8 protein-coding genes and 4 pseudogenes are annotated in these 15,481 nt (G+C 56.3%); 5 read left to right on the forward strand and 7 right to left on the reverse strand.

Annotation, left to right across the window (positions count from 1 at the left end):
- Positions 1–39 precede the first annotated feature (39 nt).
- On the forward strand, positions 40–1,056 hold the full coding sequence (locus SGP1_RS12925) for a bile acid:sodium symporter family protein (protein WP_011411277.1): 1,017 nt from the start codon (positions 40–42) through the stop codon (positions 1,054–1,056).
- A 59-nt stretch (positions 1,057–1,115) separates the two neighbouring features.
- On the opposite strand, the pseudogene SGP1_RS31970 reads toward SGP1_RS12925, so the two are convergent.
- Positions 1,116–1,262, reverse strand: a pseudogene (locus SGP1_RS31970) (CPBP family intramembrane glutamic endopeptidase); the annotation flags it as partial.
- A gap of 706 nt (positions 1,263–1,968) precedes the next feature.
- Here SGP1_RS31970 and SGP1_RS12930 point away from each other — a divergent pair.
- Together SGP1_RS12930 and SGP1_RS12935 are read left to right on the forward strand one after the other, a co-directional pair.
- Positions 1,969–3,132 (forward strand): efflux RND transporter periplasmic adaptor subunit, encoded by a 1,164-nt coding sequence (locus tag SGP1_RS12930; RefSeq protein WP_011411278.1) that lies wholly within the window; start codon positions 1,969–1,971, stop codon positions 3,130–3,132.
- A complete protein-coding gene (locus tag SGP1_RS12935) occupies positions 3,132–5,093 on the forward strand; it encodes a MacB family efflux pump subunit (protein WP_011411279.1) in 1,962 nt (653 codons plus the stop codon). The genes SGP1_RS12930 and SGP1_RS12935 overlap by 1 nt, the downstream gene beginning before the upstream one ends.
- A 240-nt stretch (positions 5,094–5,333) precedes the next feature.
- Here SGP1_RS12935 and SGP1_RS12945 read toward each other — a convergent pair.
- From SGP1_RS12945 to manA, 4 genes and pseudogenes are all read right to left on the reverse strand, one after another.
- Positions 5,334–5,871: pseudogene (locus SGP1_RS12945) on the reverse strand (IS5 family transposase); the annotation flags it as partial.
- A 522-nt stretch (positions 5,872–6,393) separates the two neighbouring features.
- Positions 6,394–7,344 (reverse strand): annotated as a pseudogene (gene add, locus SGP1_RS35165) (adenosine deaminase).
- A 129-nt stretch (positions 7,345–7,473) separates the two neighbouring features.
- A complete protein-coding gene (locus SGP1_RS12955) occupies positions 7,474–8,955 on the reverse strand; it encodes a YdgA family protein (RefSeq protein WP_011411280.1) in 1,482 nt (493 codons plus the stop codon).
- Positions 8,956–9,106: 151 nt separating this feature from the next.
- Positions 9,107–10,276 carry a mannose-6-phosphate isomerase gene (gene manA / locus SGP1_RS12960; protein ID WP_011411281.1) on the reverse strand — a complete coding sequence of 390 codons (1,170 nt, stop codon included), beginning with the start codon at positions 10,274–10,276 and terminating at the stop codon, positions 9,107–9,109.
- A gap of 161 nt (positions 10,277–10,437) precedes the next feature.
- On the opposite strand from manA, the gene fumC reads away from it, so the two are divergent.
- A complete protein-coding gene (fumC, locus tag SGP1_RS12965; protein WP_011411282.1) occupies positions 10,438–11,835 on the forward strand; it encodes a class II fumarate hydratase in 1,398 nt (465 codons plus the stop codon).
- A gap of 66 nt (positions 11,836–11,901) precedes the next feature.
- On the opposite strand, the gene tus is transcribed toward fumC, so the two are convergent.
- Complete coding sequence (gene tus / locus SGP1_RS12970) at positions 11,902–12,831, reverse strand: DNA replication terminus site-binding protein (protein WP_011411283.1); 930 nt, start codon at positions 12,829–12,831, stop codon at positions 11,902–11,904.
- Between the two features lie 267 nt (positions 12,832–13,098).
- On the reverse strand, positions 13,099–14,322 hold the full coding sequence (locus SGP1_RS12975) for an MFS transporter (RefSeq protein WP_050747932.1): 1,224 nt from the start codon (positions 14,320–14,322) through the stop codon (positions 13,099–13,101).
- 193 nt (positions 14,323–14,515) lie between these two features.
- On the opposite strand from SGP1_RS12975, the pseudogene SGP1_RS12980 reads away from it, so the two are divergent.
- Positions 14,516–15,414: pseudogene (locus tag SGP1_RS12980) on the forward strand (LysR family transcriptional regulator).
- Positions 15,415–15,481: the final 67 nt, after the last annotated feature.

Raw genomic sequence — 15,481 nt, forward strand, 5'->3', positions numbered from 1 at the left:
ATGCAGGTCGTCATGAACAATGAGGGAAAGGCTGTTTTTATGTCCTGGTTGCAACGTTTGCGTATAGATAAGTTTTTGTTGGTGCTCATTTGCGTGGTGGCGCAGGCGTCATTTTTTCCCTGTCGCGGCATCGCCCGGGTTATCTTTGAAAATTTGACCACCGCCGCCATCGCATTGCTGTTTTTTATGCACGGCGCCAAATTATCACGGGAAGCTGTTCTGGGCGGTATCGGCCACTGGAAGTTGCATGTGGTGGTGTTTCTCAGCACCTTTGCCTTATTTCCGCTGCTGGGTCTGGCGATGAAAGTCTTCGTGCCCACCTTGCTGTCAAGCAGCGTGTATATGGGTTTTTTGTACCTGTGCGCGCTGCCGGCAACGGTACAATCGGCAATTGCCTTCACTTCCGTGGCGTGCGGAAATGTGGCCGCCGCGATTTGCAGCGCTTCGGCCTCCAGTATTCTCGGCGTCTTTCTATCGCCGGTGCTGGTCCGGCTGCTAATGTACACCCAGGAAGGGGGGGCGGGCGGTCATGATACGCTGCACGCCATCGGCTCGATTATATTGCAACTGATGGTGCCCTCTATCATCGGCCACGTGTCACGACCGCTCATTGGCGGTTGGGTCGCACGGCATAAAAAGCTGGTGAATATGACTGACCGGTCATCCATTTTGCTGGTGGTGTACGTTGCCTTCAGCACAGCGGTAGTGGAGGGCATTTGGCAGCAAATCACCGGCTGGACGCTGGTGGCGATCCTGGCGTTCTCGCTGGTGCTGCTAGCCGTAGTACTGGTTGCCAATACCTATGCCGCACGTTGGATGGGGTTTGATACACCGGATGAAATTACCATCGTGTTTTGCGGCTCGAAGAAGAGTCTCGCCAACGGCATCCCTATGGCGAACGTCTTGTTTCCTGCCGCTATGGTGGGGACGCTGGTATTGCCCTTGATGATTTTCCATCAGGTGCAATTAATGGTATGTGCGGTTCTCGCCCAACGTTACGCACGTAAACAGGCCGCATTAGAGGCCACGGCACCGGATGAGGGACGTCGGCCCTGATGGAACGGGGGCCGTCGCCGCGTGGCGCCCCAGTGTCCTGTGGCAGAGGGTGACACAAGCAGCGCTTCTTCCGCCAGCGACACAAAAAACAGATTGGCCAGCATGAAATTGCCCAGCCATACAGGCGCGTGTATTTCCGGCTTCAGACCGCTGAGCGCCACGGCTAATAATAACAGGCCGGGAACACAAAGCAGTAATAGCACCCATTGCCATGGCGCGACATTGGCCTGAGCCGGGGTTGATAGGGCTCCTGCCGGCGCTCACGTCGCGGGTCATAAACCGTAGATCATAAAACAAACAGGTTACGGAGGAATCTTTTTAGTTACAACATAAATAAATTGATCTTCGGTTAACATAACATCCCGGAAGAGAAAACATGATAACAAATAAAGTTGCTCAGTAATGCTCCTTTTGTTCAAGCCACGTTTAATCAGACGGCAGAAAATTATGGAATAATACAGTGTTTTACCCTTCAGTCTTTTGTCCGCGCCCCCTTTTCGGCAATCGCGCGCGTCGCGCCCGAATAGTGTATTGCTGCTGTACAGAATGTCTGGCTCACTATGACAGGATTACAATGACAGGTTATTTTTCCGGCCGAAATGCTGAGTTTATTTCCTGGCCCGGGGTCGGTCTGGCCTATTGTCTTTCGTCCAGCGAGCACCGAACCGCTGGCCGTTAATAACGCAGGGCAGAGGAATATTCCTGAGGCGCCGGAATGCGCCTTGCGGTGGTGTCATGTCCGCCGGGGGGGGGGATGTCGGTAGATTACGCCACAGCGGCGCCCCCGGCGGTGGCGCGAAAAGGGGGATTAAGGACAGCTTTCAGCGCCCTGTAGCGCTGACCAGGGCGAACGTGCAGGCTCGGCGGGCGAGTATAATTGTGAGGATAAGCTAAAATTGTGAGGATAAGCTAATGTCGTTAGGGTCGCGGGTTCCACGGCGCCTGCTGTTCATTATCGCCGGTACACTGCTGCTGGCGGTAACGGCGGTAGCGTGGCTGATGCTGCGTACGCCGCACGCAAATTTTCTCACGGCGCCGGTTCGCCGCGGCGATATACAGGTGCTGGTGCAGGCTACTGGCAAGCTCGAAGCCGTAAAAAGCGTCAGCGTTGGCGCTCAGGTGTCTGGCCAGATTACCGCGCTGCACATTGCTAACGGCGATCGGGTGGAGAAGGGCCAGCTTATCGCGGAAATCGACGATTCCAACCAGCTCAATGAGCTCAGGATTGCTCAGGCGGCGTTACGGGTCTTTAAGGCGCAGCGCGCGGCAAAAGTCGCAGCGTTGAAAAAAGCCACGCTGGCCTATCAGCGCCAGCAGCGCCTGTGGCGTAACGATGCCAGTTCGCGCAAGGCCTATGAAGAGGCGGAAACGGACCTGGCGATGGTCCGCGCCGGCATTGACGAATTGGATGCTCAAATCGTGCAGGCCAACATCAAAGTGGACAAGGAAAAGGTTAATCTCAGCTACACCCGCGTGACCGCGCCCGTGGCGGGAACGGTGGTGGCGGTTATCGCCCGCGAAGGCCAGACGGTCAACGCAGTGCAAAGTGCGCCGATTATCGTAAAACTTGCCCAACTGGATACCATGACGGTCAAAACACAGATTTCCGAGGCCGACATTACCCGCATCGCCCCGAACCAACCGCTGTTTTTTACCATTTTCGCCGAGCCTGACCATCCCTATCACGCCCGGCTGCGCGCCATCGAACAGGCGCCGGAGAGCCTGAACAGGGAGGAGGATACGACGCACACCGACAGCACCAGTAACGCCGCCGTTTACTATAATGCGCTGTTTGATGTCCCCAATCCCGATCACCGGCTGCGCATCAATATGACCGCTCAGGTGTCGCTTATCGTAGATGACGTGAAGGATACCTTACTGATCCCCGCAGCGGCGCTGACCCATTCAGAAGGCAAGGGGCGCTATACGTTGCAGGTGCTGGTGAAGGGTAAGCCCGTCGCGCGCCAGGTCAAAATCGGTCTGAACAATTTTGTCGACGCGCAGGTGCTGTCCGGCCTGCAGGTGGGCGAGCAGGTCATTCTGTCCCAGGATGAACCGCTGGCCACGGGGGTGTGATGACCACGCCGCTAATTGAACTTCAGGGGGTCAGCCGAAGCTATTGCCAGGGCGACGCGACAGTCAACGTGTTGAACGATATTCATCTGCGCATCGATCCCGGGGAAATGGTGGCGATTATCGGCTCCTCAGGATCGGGAAAATCGACTTTGATGAATATTCTGGGCTGCCTCGACAGGCCCAGCGGCGGTGAATATCGCATTCGCGGTCGTGATGTCGCTCAGCTCACCCCCGATGCGCTGGCGGCGCTGCGCCGTGAGCATGTCGGTTTTATCTTCCAACACTATCATCTCATGCCTGAGCTCAGCGCCGTGGGCAATGTCGAGATTCCGGCGGTATATGCCAACCGCCCACGTCAGGAACGGCGGCGACGGGCAGCTGCATTGCTGGATCGGCTGGGGCTTGCGGGTAAGCATCATCATTGCCCGGCGCAGCTGTCGGGCGGTCAGCAACAGCGGGTGAGTATAGCCCGTGCGCTGATGAACGGCGGCGAAATCATTCTTGCGGACGAGCCAACGGGGGCGTTGGACTCCGCGTCCGGCAAGGAAGTGTTAGCGATACTCACGGAGCTCAACCGACAGGGGCATACGTTGGTGATCGTGACCCACGATATGGCGGTGGCCCGGCATGCCCGCCGCATTATCGAGATTCGCGATGGGCGCATTGTCGCGGACACGCGTACCGATCAAACTCCGCTGGCGCCGCCGCTGCTCCCGTGCTCGGCGCATCCCCGGCGCAGACGCGGGGCGCAGTTTGCCGACAGAGTGCGCGAGTCGCTGCATATGGCGCTGAAAGCGATGAATGCCCACCGCATGCGTACGCTATTGACCATGGCCGGCATTGTGTTTGGTATTGCGGCCGTCGTCACGGTGGTGGGGCTGGGGGAAGGCGCGCGGGAGCAAACGTTGCGCCGCATCAATTTTCTCGGTACCAACGTTATCAGTATTTATCCCGGCAAAGATTTTTTTGATGAGAATGCGGGCGCCATTCGCACGCTGGTCCCGGCTGACGCCGTGGCGCTGGCCCGCCAAGGTTATGTGGACAGCGTGTCGCCGGAGTTGGGGACCTCCGCACGCCTGCGTTACCGCAATAAGTCCGCCAATGTGGATGTGATTGGCGTGGGAGAAAGCTATTTCCGCGTTAGAGGCCTTTCCCTGGCCGAAGGGCGGACATTTACCTCGCAGCAGGTGGCGCAGGCGACGACGGATGCCATTATCGACGATAATGCCCGCCGCACCCTCTTCGCCGCCACCGGGCAGTCACCGCTTGGCCAGACGCTGTTGCTTAATACGATGGCGGTGCGGGTCATCGGTGTTGCGGCCGCCGATACCAACATCACGGGATATCACTCTGACCGCATCCATATCTGGTTGCCTTATACGACGATACTGCATCGGCTCATGGGGCAGCAGCACGTCAATGGCATCGTCGTGAGCACGGGGGCCGGTATTGATAATGCGGCGGCGGAACGCACCATTGAACAACTGATGCTTCAGCGTCATGGCGTCAAGGATTTTATGCTGTTCAACGATGACAAGATCCGCCGTTCGGTTATGAAAACGTCCATGACGTTCAGCGTGCTGATTACGATGGTCGCGATGATCGCGTTATTTATCGGCAGTCTTGGCGTCATGAATATCATGTTGGTATCGGTCACAGAGCGTACCCATGAAATCGGCGTCAGAATGGCGGTAGGCGCCCGGCGTGGCGATATCATGCAGCAATTTCTTATCGAGGCGGTGCTGGTCTGCTTGACTGGAGGCTTACTGGGCGTCCTGCTCGCCCTGAGCGGTGGTGCGCTGTTTAGCGCATTGGCGGGGGATATTTTCCCGATGGTCACTTCCTGGCCGGCAGTTTCGGGCGCATTCCTCTGCGCCTGCGCTATCGGCATGGTCTTCGGCTATTGGCCTGCGCGCAACGCGGCCCGTCTGAATCCTGTGGAGGCGCTCAGCAGTGAATAGCGCCGGTGCGCGGTTGTCGTCTCTCGTGCGGCTCACGGGATTGAAAGCGGAATTGCGTACGCCCCGGCAGCCGCCACGGGCCGTGTCGGTGCAGGCCTGGCTTGCAGCCTGGGTGCATGACCCGCAGGCGCGTCAGCATTTTTGCCGTGAGGTACGGCGTCCTGTCGCCGTAGGCGAGGCTGTATCAATGTGATTGGTGGTCAGCGTAGAAAGGAGACCCTTGCGTGCAGGGATCGATTGTTATGCGATCCGGATTTTGTTAAGCGCTTTGACCATCGCCATTGCCTCACCTACCTGCGCATCATAGTCACGCAGACTTATTCGCAACGGCGTAGTTACGCTAATGGTATCGGTCTGGCCAATATTGCGCCTCACCTCGTGGAGGAATAAGAGGCCTTATTTTCTTCCTCAGCAGAGCATCATGACAGTAGCGGATATCGTAAGCGCCATCAGCCGACGCTTCCCTAATTTTCCGCTGGGTCTGGTTTATCAGAGCGGGTAGGGCCTGAGCATCCGTCGTACCGCTGAGCGATAAGTCAGCACAGATAATCTCATGCATTACACTGTCTGCGGCCATATGCAGCTTACGCCACACCCTCCGTCTGTCGGCACCATGCTGTCGGACTTTCCATTCGCCTTCGCCAAAGACCTTCAGGCCGGTTCCGTCAATGACTAGAGGTGAGATTTCATCACGGATCGGCGTTTTTATGCTGATCTTAACTGTCTTTGCTCGCTTGCTGATCAGCGAGTAGTCTGGGCATCTTAGCGGCAGCACCATCTAACAAACGTGTAAACGTTAAATGTCGTTTTCTCTGTAGCCACTACAAAGTTAATGATGATGTGGCGACGTTTCTACACGAAGCATCGCATAATGCGGCTAAAACGGAGGATTATTTTTATCTTGACAGCATGGAAGGGAATCGACCGCTTAACGAGAAATTGGCCAGATTATCGAGGGGGGGGGATATATCGAAAAAAGAGGCGAGAGGTATTATCGAAACGGCAAAATCGCTAAAGATGACTTTGTTGCCGCTGAAAGATAAACCGCTGGCACGGCGGCTCTACAGTTATTTTCCCCAAGTACGCGGGCGGTTTTTCATGCAAAATGCCGACTCATTCAGCCAAATCATTATGGAGCTGGCGGACAGGATCGAAACGAAGACGAAGCGGGATACTTCCCCAGGGAAACGGCTGAATACCGAGGTGCTCGCGCTCTTCATCACCCGGGTCCTGTGGCAGACCGGGGCGGTAGGCGCGGAGGGGGGAGACGCGCCCGTGACGGTATCGCCACGGGCGGTTGTTAGCGTTGGCGGGACAGAACTTTTTCGCGCAGCGCCTGTTTTTCAGCCTCGCTTAAAAAGACGATGGTCAGACCGTTTTGTTGGGCATAGGCAATATCTTCCCTGCTCAGGCCGGCGCAGCCTGGCAATACTCATGACCAATATCGATACCCTGTACCGTACCGCCGGATCGTCGGAATTGAGGGTCGCCAGGACGCCGCTATAGAGGAAACGTTTCAGTGGATTATGCGCCAAATCACGTACGGTACTGGCTTGCACATTGGAGGTCTCAGGCAGCTCTCGATGGCGTGGTCGGCGAGAAAATCCATCAGCTTGGGATCTTCGATGGCTTTCACCCCATGACCAATGCGTTCGGCGCCAAGCTCTGAAATGGCACGCTAAATACTTTCCGGACCGGCGGCTCGCCGGCATGCACGGTGATACGCAGGCCGGCATCGTGGGCGCGGGCGAAATGGCTGAGAAATTCGCTACCACGGCAGGCTAGGATCGCCTCAAGCTCCTGCCAGCAGGCGTCTTCGCCGAAAGTGCGGCTCATAATGCCGATAAGCCGTACCGGCAATCTGGTGTCGCGGCTGGCGCGTTGCACGCTATCGATCACCGCTTCTACGACGCACTGCAACGGCAAGCGATGGGTTATCGCCATAAGTAGGGTGAGAACGCAGCTCAGTGTAATCGAGACCGGCCACCACGGCATCGGCGACATTTCCCCGCGCCACGCACTGGCAGGCGTCCAATGAGCCCAGCACCGACACGCCCATATCCAGCTTTTGCAGAAAGCTGACCAGATCCGGCTCGGTGGCGGTGACCTGCACGTGCGGGCGTAAGGCTTCAAGCGTTGTGGCGGGCAGGGAGATGCCAAATTGACGACCGAGATCCAGGATGGTTTGCGGGCGAATATTGCCGTCCAGATGACGGTGCAAATCCGTCAGCGGCAGGGAAGTATTAATCATGAGGGATAACTCTTTCAGATGACATCGATAGGATGATTATAACATTGACCGGCCCGGGGCGACGTCCGGACGAATTATAAAATGCGCCCCCGGCTTGGAGGCCGGGAGCGCGATGACAGGCAGGGGAAATCAGGGCTGCGGCACGGCCGGCGGCGCACCCAATACGCCGAACAGGCCCAGGAAATTTTGAATGGACATTTTCTGACCGTTCAAATTGATTTGGTTGTCGGCATAATGGAAGCTGCTGGTTAAAGTATTGTCCGCCACTGTGGTCAATTTGAACATCTGACCCATAGCGGCCAAACCTTGAACCTGCTGCTTGGCAAGCTGGTCAGCGTCTTTTTCATTGTAACCCTGCAGCCGGGCGAACTGTGCCGTGGTTTCGGTGGCCATATCCAGCGGAACGGTCAGTTTGGAGTCCAGTTTGTTGACGAATCTGGCCCATTGTTGATCCGGGGTCAACGCGGGATTCTGCGTCGCCGGATCGTTAAGATTAAGCGTCAGGGTGAACGTGCTTTCTCCTTTGGTATTTTTCCAACTCAGCGGAGCGATGGTCAGGTAGGGGCTGCCTTTCAGCGCGGTAGGCAACTGCTGCAAGAAAGCCTGGGTAATCTGCGCCTGCTGCTGTTGCGGATCAACTGCCCCCGTCTGCTGCATGATTTGCGCGACCTGCTGATGATAATTATCGCTGAACGCTTCAATCGCTTTTCCATCCAGGTTGGACAAGCTGATATTCAGCTTGCCGGCGCCAAAGTTTTGCCCCTGGATGTGCAATGCATCCAGAGCATAATTGACCTGGACCGACAGCTTATCGCCATCTTCTTTGGCATGGGTCACCTGAGATAGCGAGTCGATGCTTAAAATGTCCTTGCTGTCCAGGTTGTACACCAGCGTGCGCGCCTTGAGGGTGTTATCGCCGATGCTATATCCCTGCTTGCCATTGTGGGTATCGTTGTCAACGCTAAAATCGTGCAACGTCAGCTGTTCGCGCTGTTGCCACTGGTTGAGCCCGCCCAGCACCAGGCTATCAATGCCGCCGGTCACCTTCAGTTTATCGCCATCGGCGGCGACATCGAACGTCCCGCCGATGGCGCGGATGACCGTTTGATTGTCCTGGAAATCCATCGCCGCCAGGGTGATTTTGGATACCGTGTTGCCGCTATAGCCGACGCGGGTTTCCGCTACCATCGGCACGTTGGCTTTGGCGGCGTCGAACAGCGGCTGGGTTTTGGCGGTTTTCGCCAGCACGCTATGTACAGAGGCCATGCTGGGAATGAATACGCCTTTTTTCAATTGGGCAAACGGAAAGGGACCATGATCGACTTTTTCGTTAAAGCGCACGTCCTCGCCGGGTTTTAACAGCTTATTATCGCCGGTAGTGCCGTCGGACTGTAGTACGACATCGACATGACTTGTAAATACACCGCGCCGGTAATTCTCCGCGGCAAAGCGCAAACCCGACTGCGGAAAGGTGCTTTGCAATCGGGCGTTGACGTCGTTGACCAACTCTGGCAACCGGCGCTGAAACTGTTTACCGGTGTACCAGGCGCCGCCGGTCCAGGCAGCGCCGAGAATGACGATCACGCTGACCGCTAGGAGGTTTTTTTTCATAGGTTATGCATCCTTATAATTTCTTGCTATCCCACTTGTTCGACCAGCAACGCCTAAGGCAACAAAAAGCGCACATGACCGAGGGAATAATGCCCAAGCCATGAAACTAATAGTAGCAACTGACAAGCAATTCGTCCGGCCTGCGTTAGCGTTAGTTGTAAACACGGGCTAAACGGCCACTGCCGCTGACCTTAATGGGTGACTCCTGCGCGGCGATAAAGACCGACTCACCCGGCTGCAGCGTAATTTGTTGCCCGTTGCCGTCTAGGGTCGCCTGCCCGTCAACGCAAAATAAAATGGCCGCGCTGTCCTGGGCCAGCACGCGCGGCGCTGGCGTTAGCGCATGCAGCGAAAAAGCAAAATCGTCCACCGGAATCGGGAAGAACAGCGTACCCTCTTGCTCTTGGGGCACGGTTAATAGCGTATCCTCGGGTTTGGCGACGAACTGGACGTTGGCCATCAGCTCCGGCACGTCGATGTATTTCGGCGTCAGCCCGGCGCGCATTACATTGTCCGAGTTGGCCATCACCTCCAGGGCCACGCCTTTGAGGTAGGCATGGGGGGTTTGTGCGAATAAAAACATCGCCTGACCAGGCTGCAGGGTAATGACATTCAACAGCAGCGGTGAGAACAGGCCGCTGTCTTCGGGATAGACGTCGGCAATCATTCGCACGGTATCCCAGGGTTCGCCGTGCTTATGGGCCAGCGTGGCGGTAAGGATATCTAGAGCGCGGGATTTTTGCTCGCCGGTCATTGACAGTAAATCGCCGAACAGCTGCGCCAAATGTTGCTCATAAGGGTGGGCAAGTAAGGCGGCGATAGCGGGATGGGCCCCCGCGACGGGCTGTAGCAGTGAGACAATGGACGACAGCGTACGAAAGCCGTTCATCGCCTGGAATGGCGTCAGGGCAAACACCAGTTCCGGCTTGTGATTGGCGTCTTTGTAATTGCGGTTGGGCGCATCAGGGGCAATACCCGCCTGATTTTCCCTCGCAAAACCGATTTTCGCCGCCTCTAGACTGGGGTGGACCTGGATAGACAACGGCTCGGCGGCGCACAGCACTTTGAACAAAAAGGGCAGTTCGCCGAAGCGGTCAGCCACCGCACGGCCCAGCATGCCCGCCGGATCGCGCGCAATCAGCGAACGCAGCGTTATCTCATCGCCTTGCGCATCAACAACGCACGAGCTGCTCTTAGGGTGCGCACCCATCCACAATTCCGCCATCGGCCGGCCATCGGGATTGGCAATTCCGTAAAGCCGAGTCAGGGCGTCTTTACTGCCCCAGGAGTAATGCTGGAGGGTATTTATCATCTTTTCCATGATCGTTCCCGTTAATAATTTATTGATTCGTATTGTAATAGCGCTCACCGCTCGCATAATGGTAGGCGTTTATGTGGGACTATACTACCAATGCCCTGGCTAAAGAAGTGAGCATCGTGGGGCGGGTTAGCGATCTTTAGGAAGAATACCAGGAGGTTATGATGGCAGTGACTCGTGTAGAGAAAGATTCAATGGGGCCGATTGACGTCCCCGCGGACCGTCTTTGGGGCGCGCAAACGCAACGGTCGTTGGAGCATTTTCGTATTTCCAGCGAAAAAATGCCCCCTGAACTGATTAACGCGCTGGCGCAAACCAAACGCGCCGCGGCGCAGGTGAATCAGGACCTGGGCTTGCTTGATGCCAAACGTGCGCAGGCGATTATCCATGCCGCAGATGAAGTTCTGGCCGGCAAGCATCCCGCCGAATTCCCGTTGGCCATCTGGCAGACCGGCTCCGGCACCCAAAGCAACATGAACATGAACGAAGTCCTGGCGAATCGGGCCAGTGAGTTGCTTGGCGGCGAGCGCGGCGAAGGGCGCCTGGTGCACCCTAATGACGATGTCAATAAAAGCCAAAGCTCCAACGACGTTTTTCCGACGGCAATGCACGTTGCCGCGGTCATTGCCATACGCGAACATCTGTTGCCGCAGATAGCGGTGCTAAAGAAAACCCTGGATGCCAAAGCGGTCGCTTTCAAGGATATCGTGAAAATCGGCCGGACCCATCTGCAAGACGCGACGCCGTTGACGCTCGGTCAGGAAATATCCGGTTGGGTGGCGATGCTTGAGCACAGCGCAAAACATATTGAGCAAAGCATTCCGCACCTGTGCGAGCTGGCGCTGGGCGGCACCGCCGTCGGCACCGGGCTCAATACGCATCCGGAGTATGCCGTCCGCGTGGCAAAAGCGCTGGCGGATTTGACCGGGCAACTCTTTGTTACTGCGCCAAACAAATTTGAATCTCTGGCGACCTGTGATGCTTTGGTCCACGGCCATGGCGCCCTGAAAGGGCTGGCGGCATCACTGATGAAAATCGCCAATGATGTGCGCTGGCTGGCTTCCGGTCCGCGTTGTGGCATCGGTGAGCTGAGAATTCCGGAAAACGAGCCAGGCAGTTCCATTATGCCCGGAAAAGTCAACCCGACCCAGTGCGAAGCGATGATCATGCTGTGTTGTCAGGTCATTGGGAATGATGCGGCGGTGAATATAGGCGGCGCTTCCGGGAATTTCGAGCTCAACGTCTACCGCCCGATGGTTATCCATAATTTCCTGCAATCGGTGCGACTGCTGGCGGACGGTATCGACAGCTTCAATCACCACTGCGCGCTGGGCATCGAGCCCAATCGCGATCGTATCTATCAGTTACTGAACGAATCGTTGATGCTGGTAACGGCCCTTAATACTCATATCGGCTATGACAAGGCCGCGGAGATCGCAAAAAAAGCCCACAAAGAGGGGCTGACGCTGAAGGGATCTGCGTTAAAGTTGGGCTACGTCTCGGAACAACAATTTGATGAGTGGGTCCGCCCCGAAGATATGGTTGGCAGTATGAAAAGCTAAGTGAAGCCTGCTTTGCCCGCCGCCCTGGCCTGAACCCGAGGCGGGCTGCGCGGGCCGGCGCTCGTCTCAGGTTGCAACGTACAAATGCAGCCGCTCAATGAGCAGGTGGGCCGGCAATGCAGCCGGGACGTGTTTGGGGCGGATAGTGTGACGGTCATAGTTAAGCAATTCCCCAAGCATGGGCGCCGTCGCTCCCTTTTGCGTCCGGCAAAGTACGATAAGCGGGGAAGGGCAGGCGTACTGCACCTGTTTTTTCTGCGCTTGATACCATACCCGCGCGATAGGCTGCACCTTAACCGGCCGCTTTATTTTCAGCGGAATGTCCGGCGGGAGTTTTGACACCAGGTTTATCTCCTCGCGCACCCGCTCCTGCCACTGTTCGCGGGTATATGGCGGTACCGCGCGGCCGCCGTGCAGACTTTTTTGCAACAGAGTCAGCACCTCTTTCCGCGTCAGATTTTTGATGACCTGTTTATTAGCCCAGCCAAAGCGTACCGTCGCGGGATCGCTAATCACCTGCAGGCCGCGATAGGCGCTCAAGGTTTTCAGTCCGCGCAAATGGCGGTGTACGAAGTCAAAGCGCTGCTCCGGCGGGAGCTGAGATTCAACGGTTATCAGCCGGGACAAGTGGGTTTTCAGATCGTTGATTTCGCTTATCAACGAAACGGCGGCCGCATACTGGTCATTATCCACTGCGAAGCACAAAGCGCCCGGCAGGCGGATCGCCGCTTTGCTGCTACTATTCTGATTTTGCTGATAAATGAACAGACGCTGAAAATGCGCCACGCCGGTTGCCAGCGCTGTTTTCCCCACCTGTTGCTCAACGGTAAGCGTTGTGATCTCGTCCTGCTCCTGGCCTTTTTCGACTTCCGGCAGGGTAAACACGCGGGCGGCAAGAAGCCTGAAATCGCTCAGCAGTGGCTCAAGGGCAGTCAGGCGCAGCTGCAGCGTATTAAAACAGGTGTTGAGACGCTCGGTTAAATCCAAAGCGGGCATGATGTCTCCTCGGTTATTAGTTACAACATAAAATTATTGTTTTCGCTCAATACACCATCACCATAGCGAAAGTGACCTTAATACGTCTAGCACCACGCATGAGACAACAAGGTGTGATGAGACGGTAGCAGTACCGACGGTCCAAAGTATATCGACGCACAATGAGAGACATCAACGATGAGGCCGCGCCATAATATCTTCAGTTCACGTGTGGGAAACCTGTGCCGCAGCCGATTAGCGGTTACGCTGACGTCCTAACGCTACGCGTCAGACCGCGCGCAGTTCGGGCAACCGGCGCAGGCGCTGGGCGACAACCAGCCCGACCAACAATAGCACCGTGATAAACGCCACCACGCCGGACCAACCATAGCCGTGCCAGAAGAAGCCACCCAGCGTCCCGGCGGTACTCGAACCCAGATAGTAACAAAACAAATACAGCGAAGACGCCTGACCTTTGGCGCGCCGCGCGCGCCGGCCAATCCATCCACTGGCGACGGAGTGGGCGGCAAAAAAACCGCCGGCGAACAGCATCATGCCGACGAAAATCGCCGCCAGTGGCTTGGCCAGCGTTAGCAATAGACCGGCAATCATAATCATGATCGCCACCATCATGACCGGTCCGCGGCCGTAATGCCCGGTAAGCGCGCCGGCCTTTGGCGAACTCCAGGAGCCGGTTAAATAGACGACCGACAATAATCCTACTACCGCCTGGCTAAGCAGCCAGGGCGGGGAGAGCAGGCGATAGCCGATGTAGTTAAACAACGTAACAAAAGCGCCCATCAGCAAAAAGCCTTCGATAAACAGAAGCGGCAGGCCCTTGTCACGCCAGTGCAAGTGGAAATTGATTGCCAAGTTGCGGGGTTTCAGCGAGGTCGGCCTGAAATGGCGCGAGGCGGGCAATATACGCCAGAACATCACTGCGGCCAGTAAAGCGCCCAGTCCGATAAAACCCACCGCTATACGCCAGGAAAACAAATCGGTCATGACGCCGCTTAATAACCGGCCGCTCATGCCGCCGATAGAGTTGCCACTAATATAAAGCCCCATGGAAAACGCCACTACGCTCGGGTGTATCTCTTCGCTAAGATAGGTCATCGCCACAGCGGCGACGCCGCTTAGCGACAACCCAATACAGGCTCGCGTCAAGAGAATACCCTGCCAACTAGTTATGAAAGCGCTGCAAATTGTAAAACTGGCAGCCAGTATCAAGGCCACCACCATGACCGATTTACGGCCCACGGCGTCAGACAAGGGGCCGGTAAACAAAAGACCCAGCGCCATCGTGCCGGTGGAGACCGACAGCGAAAGACTACTGGCGGCGGGGGAAACGCCGAAATCCGCCGAGAGCACCGGCAAGATAGGTTGTACGCAATAGAGCAGGGCGAAGGTCGCCAGGCCGGCGGAAAACAGGGCCAGTGTGAGCTGGATAAATTGCGGGGTACCGCGTTTGATGTACAGTGATCGGGACGGTGCAGCAACGGGCTGGGCGATTAGGGTCGCCGGCGCGTCCGGCGCTGACGACGTCGTGCGCGAAAAGGTGTTCACGATAAATCCTTAATGCCAACATCATGCAGGGTTAACAGTAACGGCAGGGGCCGCTAACTAGATGAATCGTTTAATAAGGATAGGAAACGGCGATTTTTTTGTCTAATATATTAACAATAATAATTAATATATTTAAAATATTAATATTGAGTTTAGGCATTTACGTTATTTCATCGCGGTCGCCGAGACGCTACATTTCGGCCGCGCCGCCGAAAAATTGCATATCTCGCAGCCGCCGCTAAGCCAGCAGATCCAGATCCTGGAGCAGCAGGTGGGAGCATTGCTGTTGGAACGCAACAATCGCAATGTCAGGCTGACGCCGGCCGGACGCCAGTTCCTAGAACAGGCGTGGCAAATCATTGCTCAGGTTAATCAGGCAGCGGATCGCGCAGCGAGGGTCCACCGCGGGGAATTGGGCGAGGTCACTATCGGTTTTACCGCCTCGGCGCCTTTTATCAAATCCATTTCGGCCAGCCTATTGGCATTTCGCCAGCAGCATCCCGATGTGCATATCCAGATGGTAGATACCAATACCAAGCAGCAGATTGAACCCTTGCTTACCGGTAAGCTCGACATCGGTATCATGCGCAACACGCCGCTGCCCGAGACGCTGGATTATCAGCTGCTGCTGCGCGAACCGCTCATTGCGGTGGTGCACCAAGATCATCCCCTTGCCAGCGTCGCCGGCGAAAGCATCACGGTACGCCAGCTGGCGGATGAGCCCTTTGTTTTTTTCGACCGCAAGGTCGGTACCGCGCGCTGTATGATGAAATTTTACTGCTGCTCAAACGCTACGATATCGATCCCTATATCACCCAGGAAGTTGGCGAAGCCATGACTATCGTCGGTCTGGTCGCGGCCAGGCTGGGCGTATCGATACTGCCGGCGTCGTTTCTGCGTATCAAGATTGACAGTGTGCGTTATCTAGCGCTGCAGGAGCCCGACGCCAAAACCGAAGTCTGGTTGGTCACCAACCGACAGCGCGCCCTGTCGGCGTCGGCGCAGCGTATGATAGGACTCATGCTGCAGCGGCAGTAGTTTTCCGTACCGGACGCCGCAAAGCAGGGGGGCGCCAGCGCCAAGGATAAATATGTGCAGCAAATCA

The organism is Sodalis glossinidius str. 'morsitans' (genome assembly GCF_000010085.1).
In the GTDB taxonomy this organism is placed as follows: Bacteria; Pseudomonadota; Gammaproteobacteria; order Enterobacterales; family Enterobacteriaceae; genus Sodalis; species Sodalis glossinidius.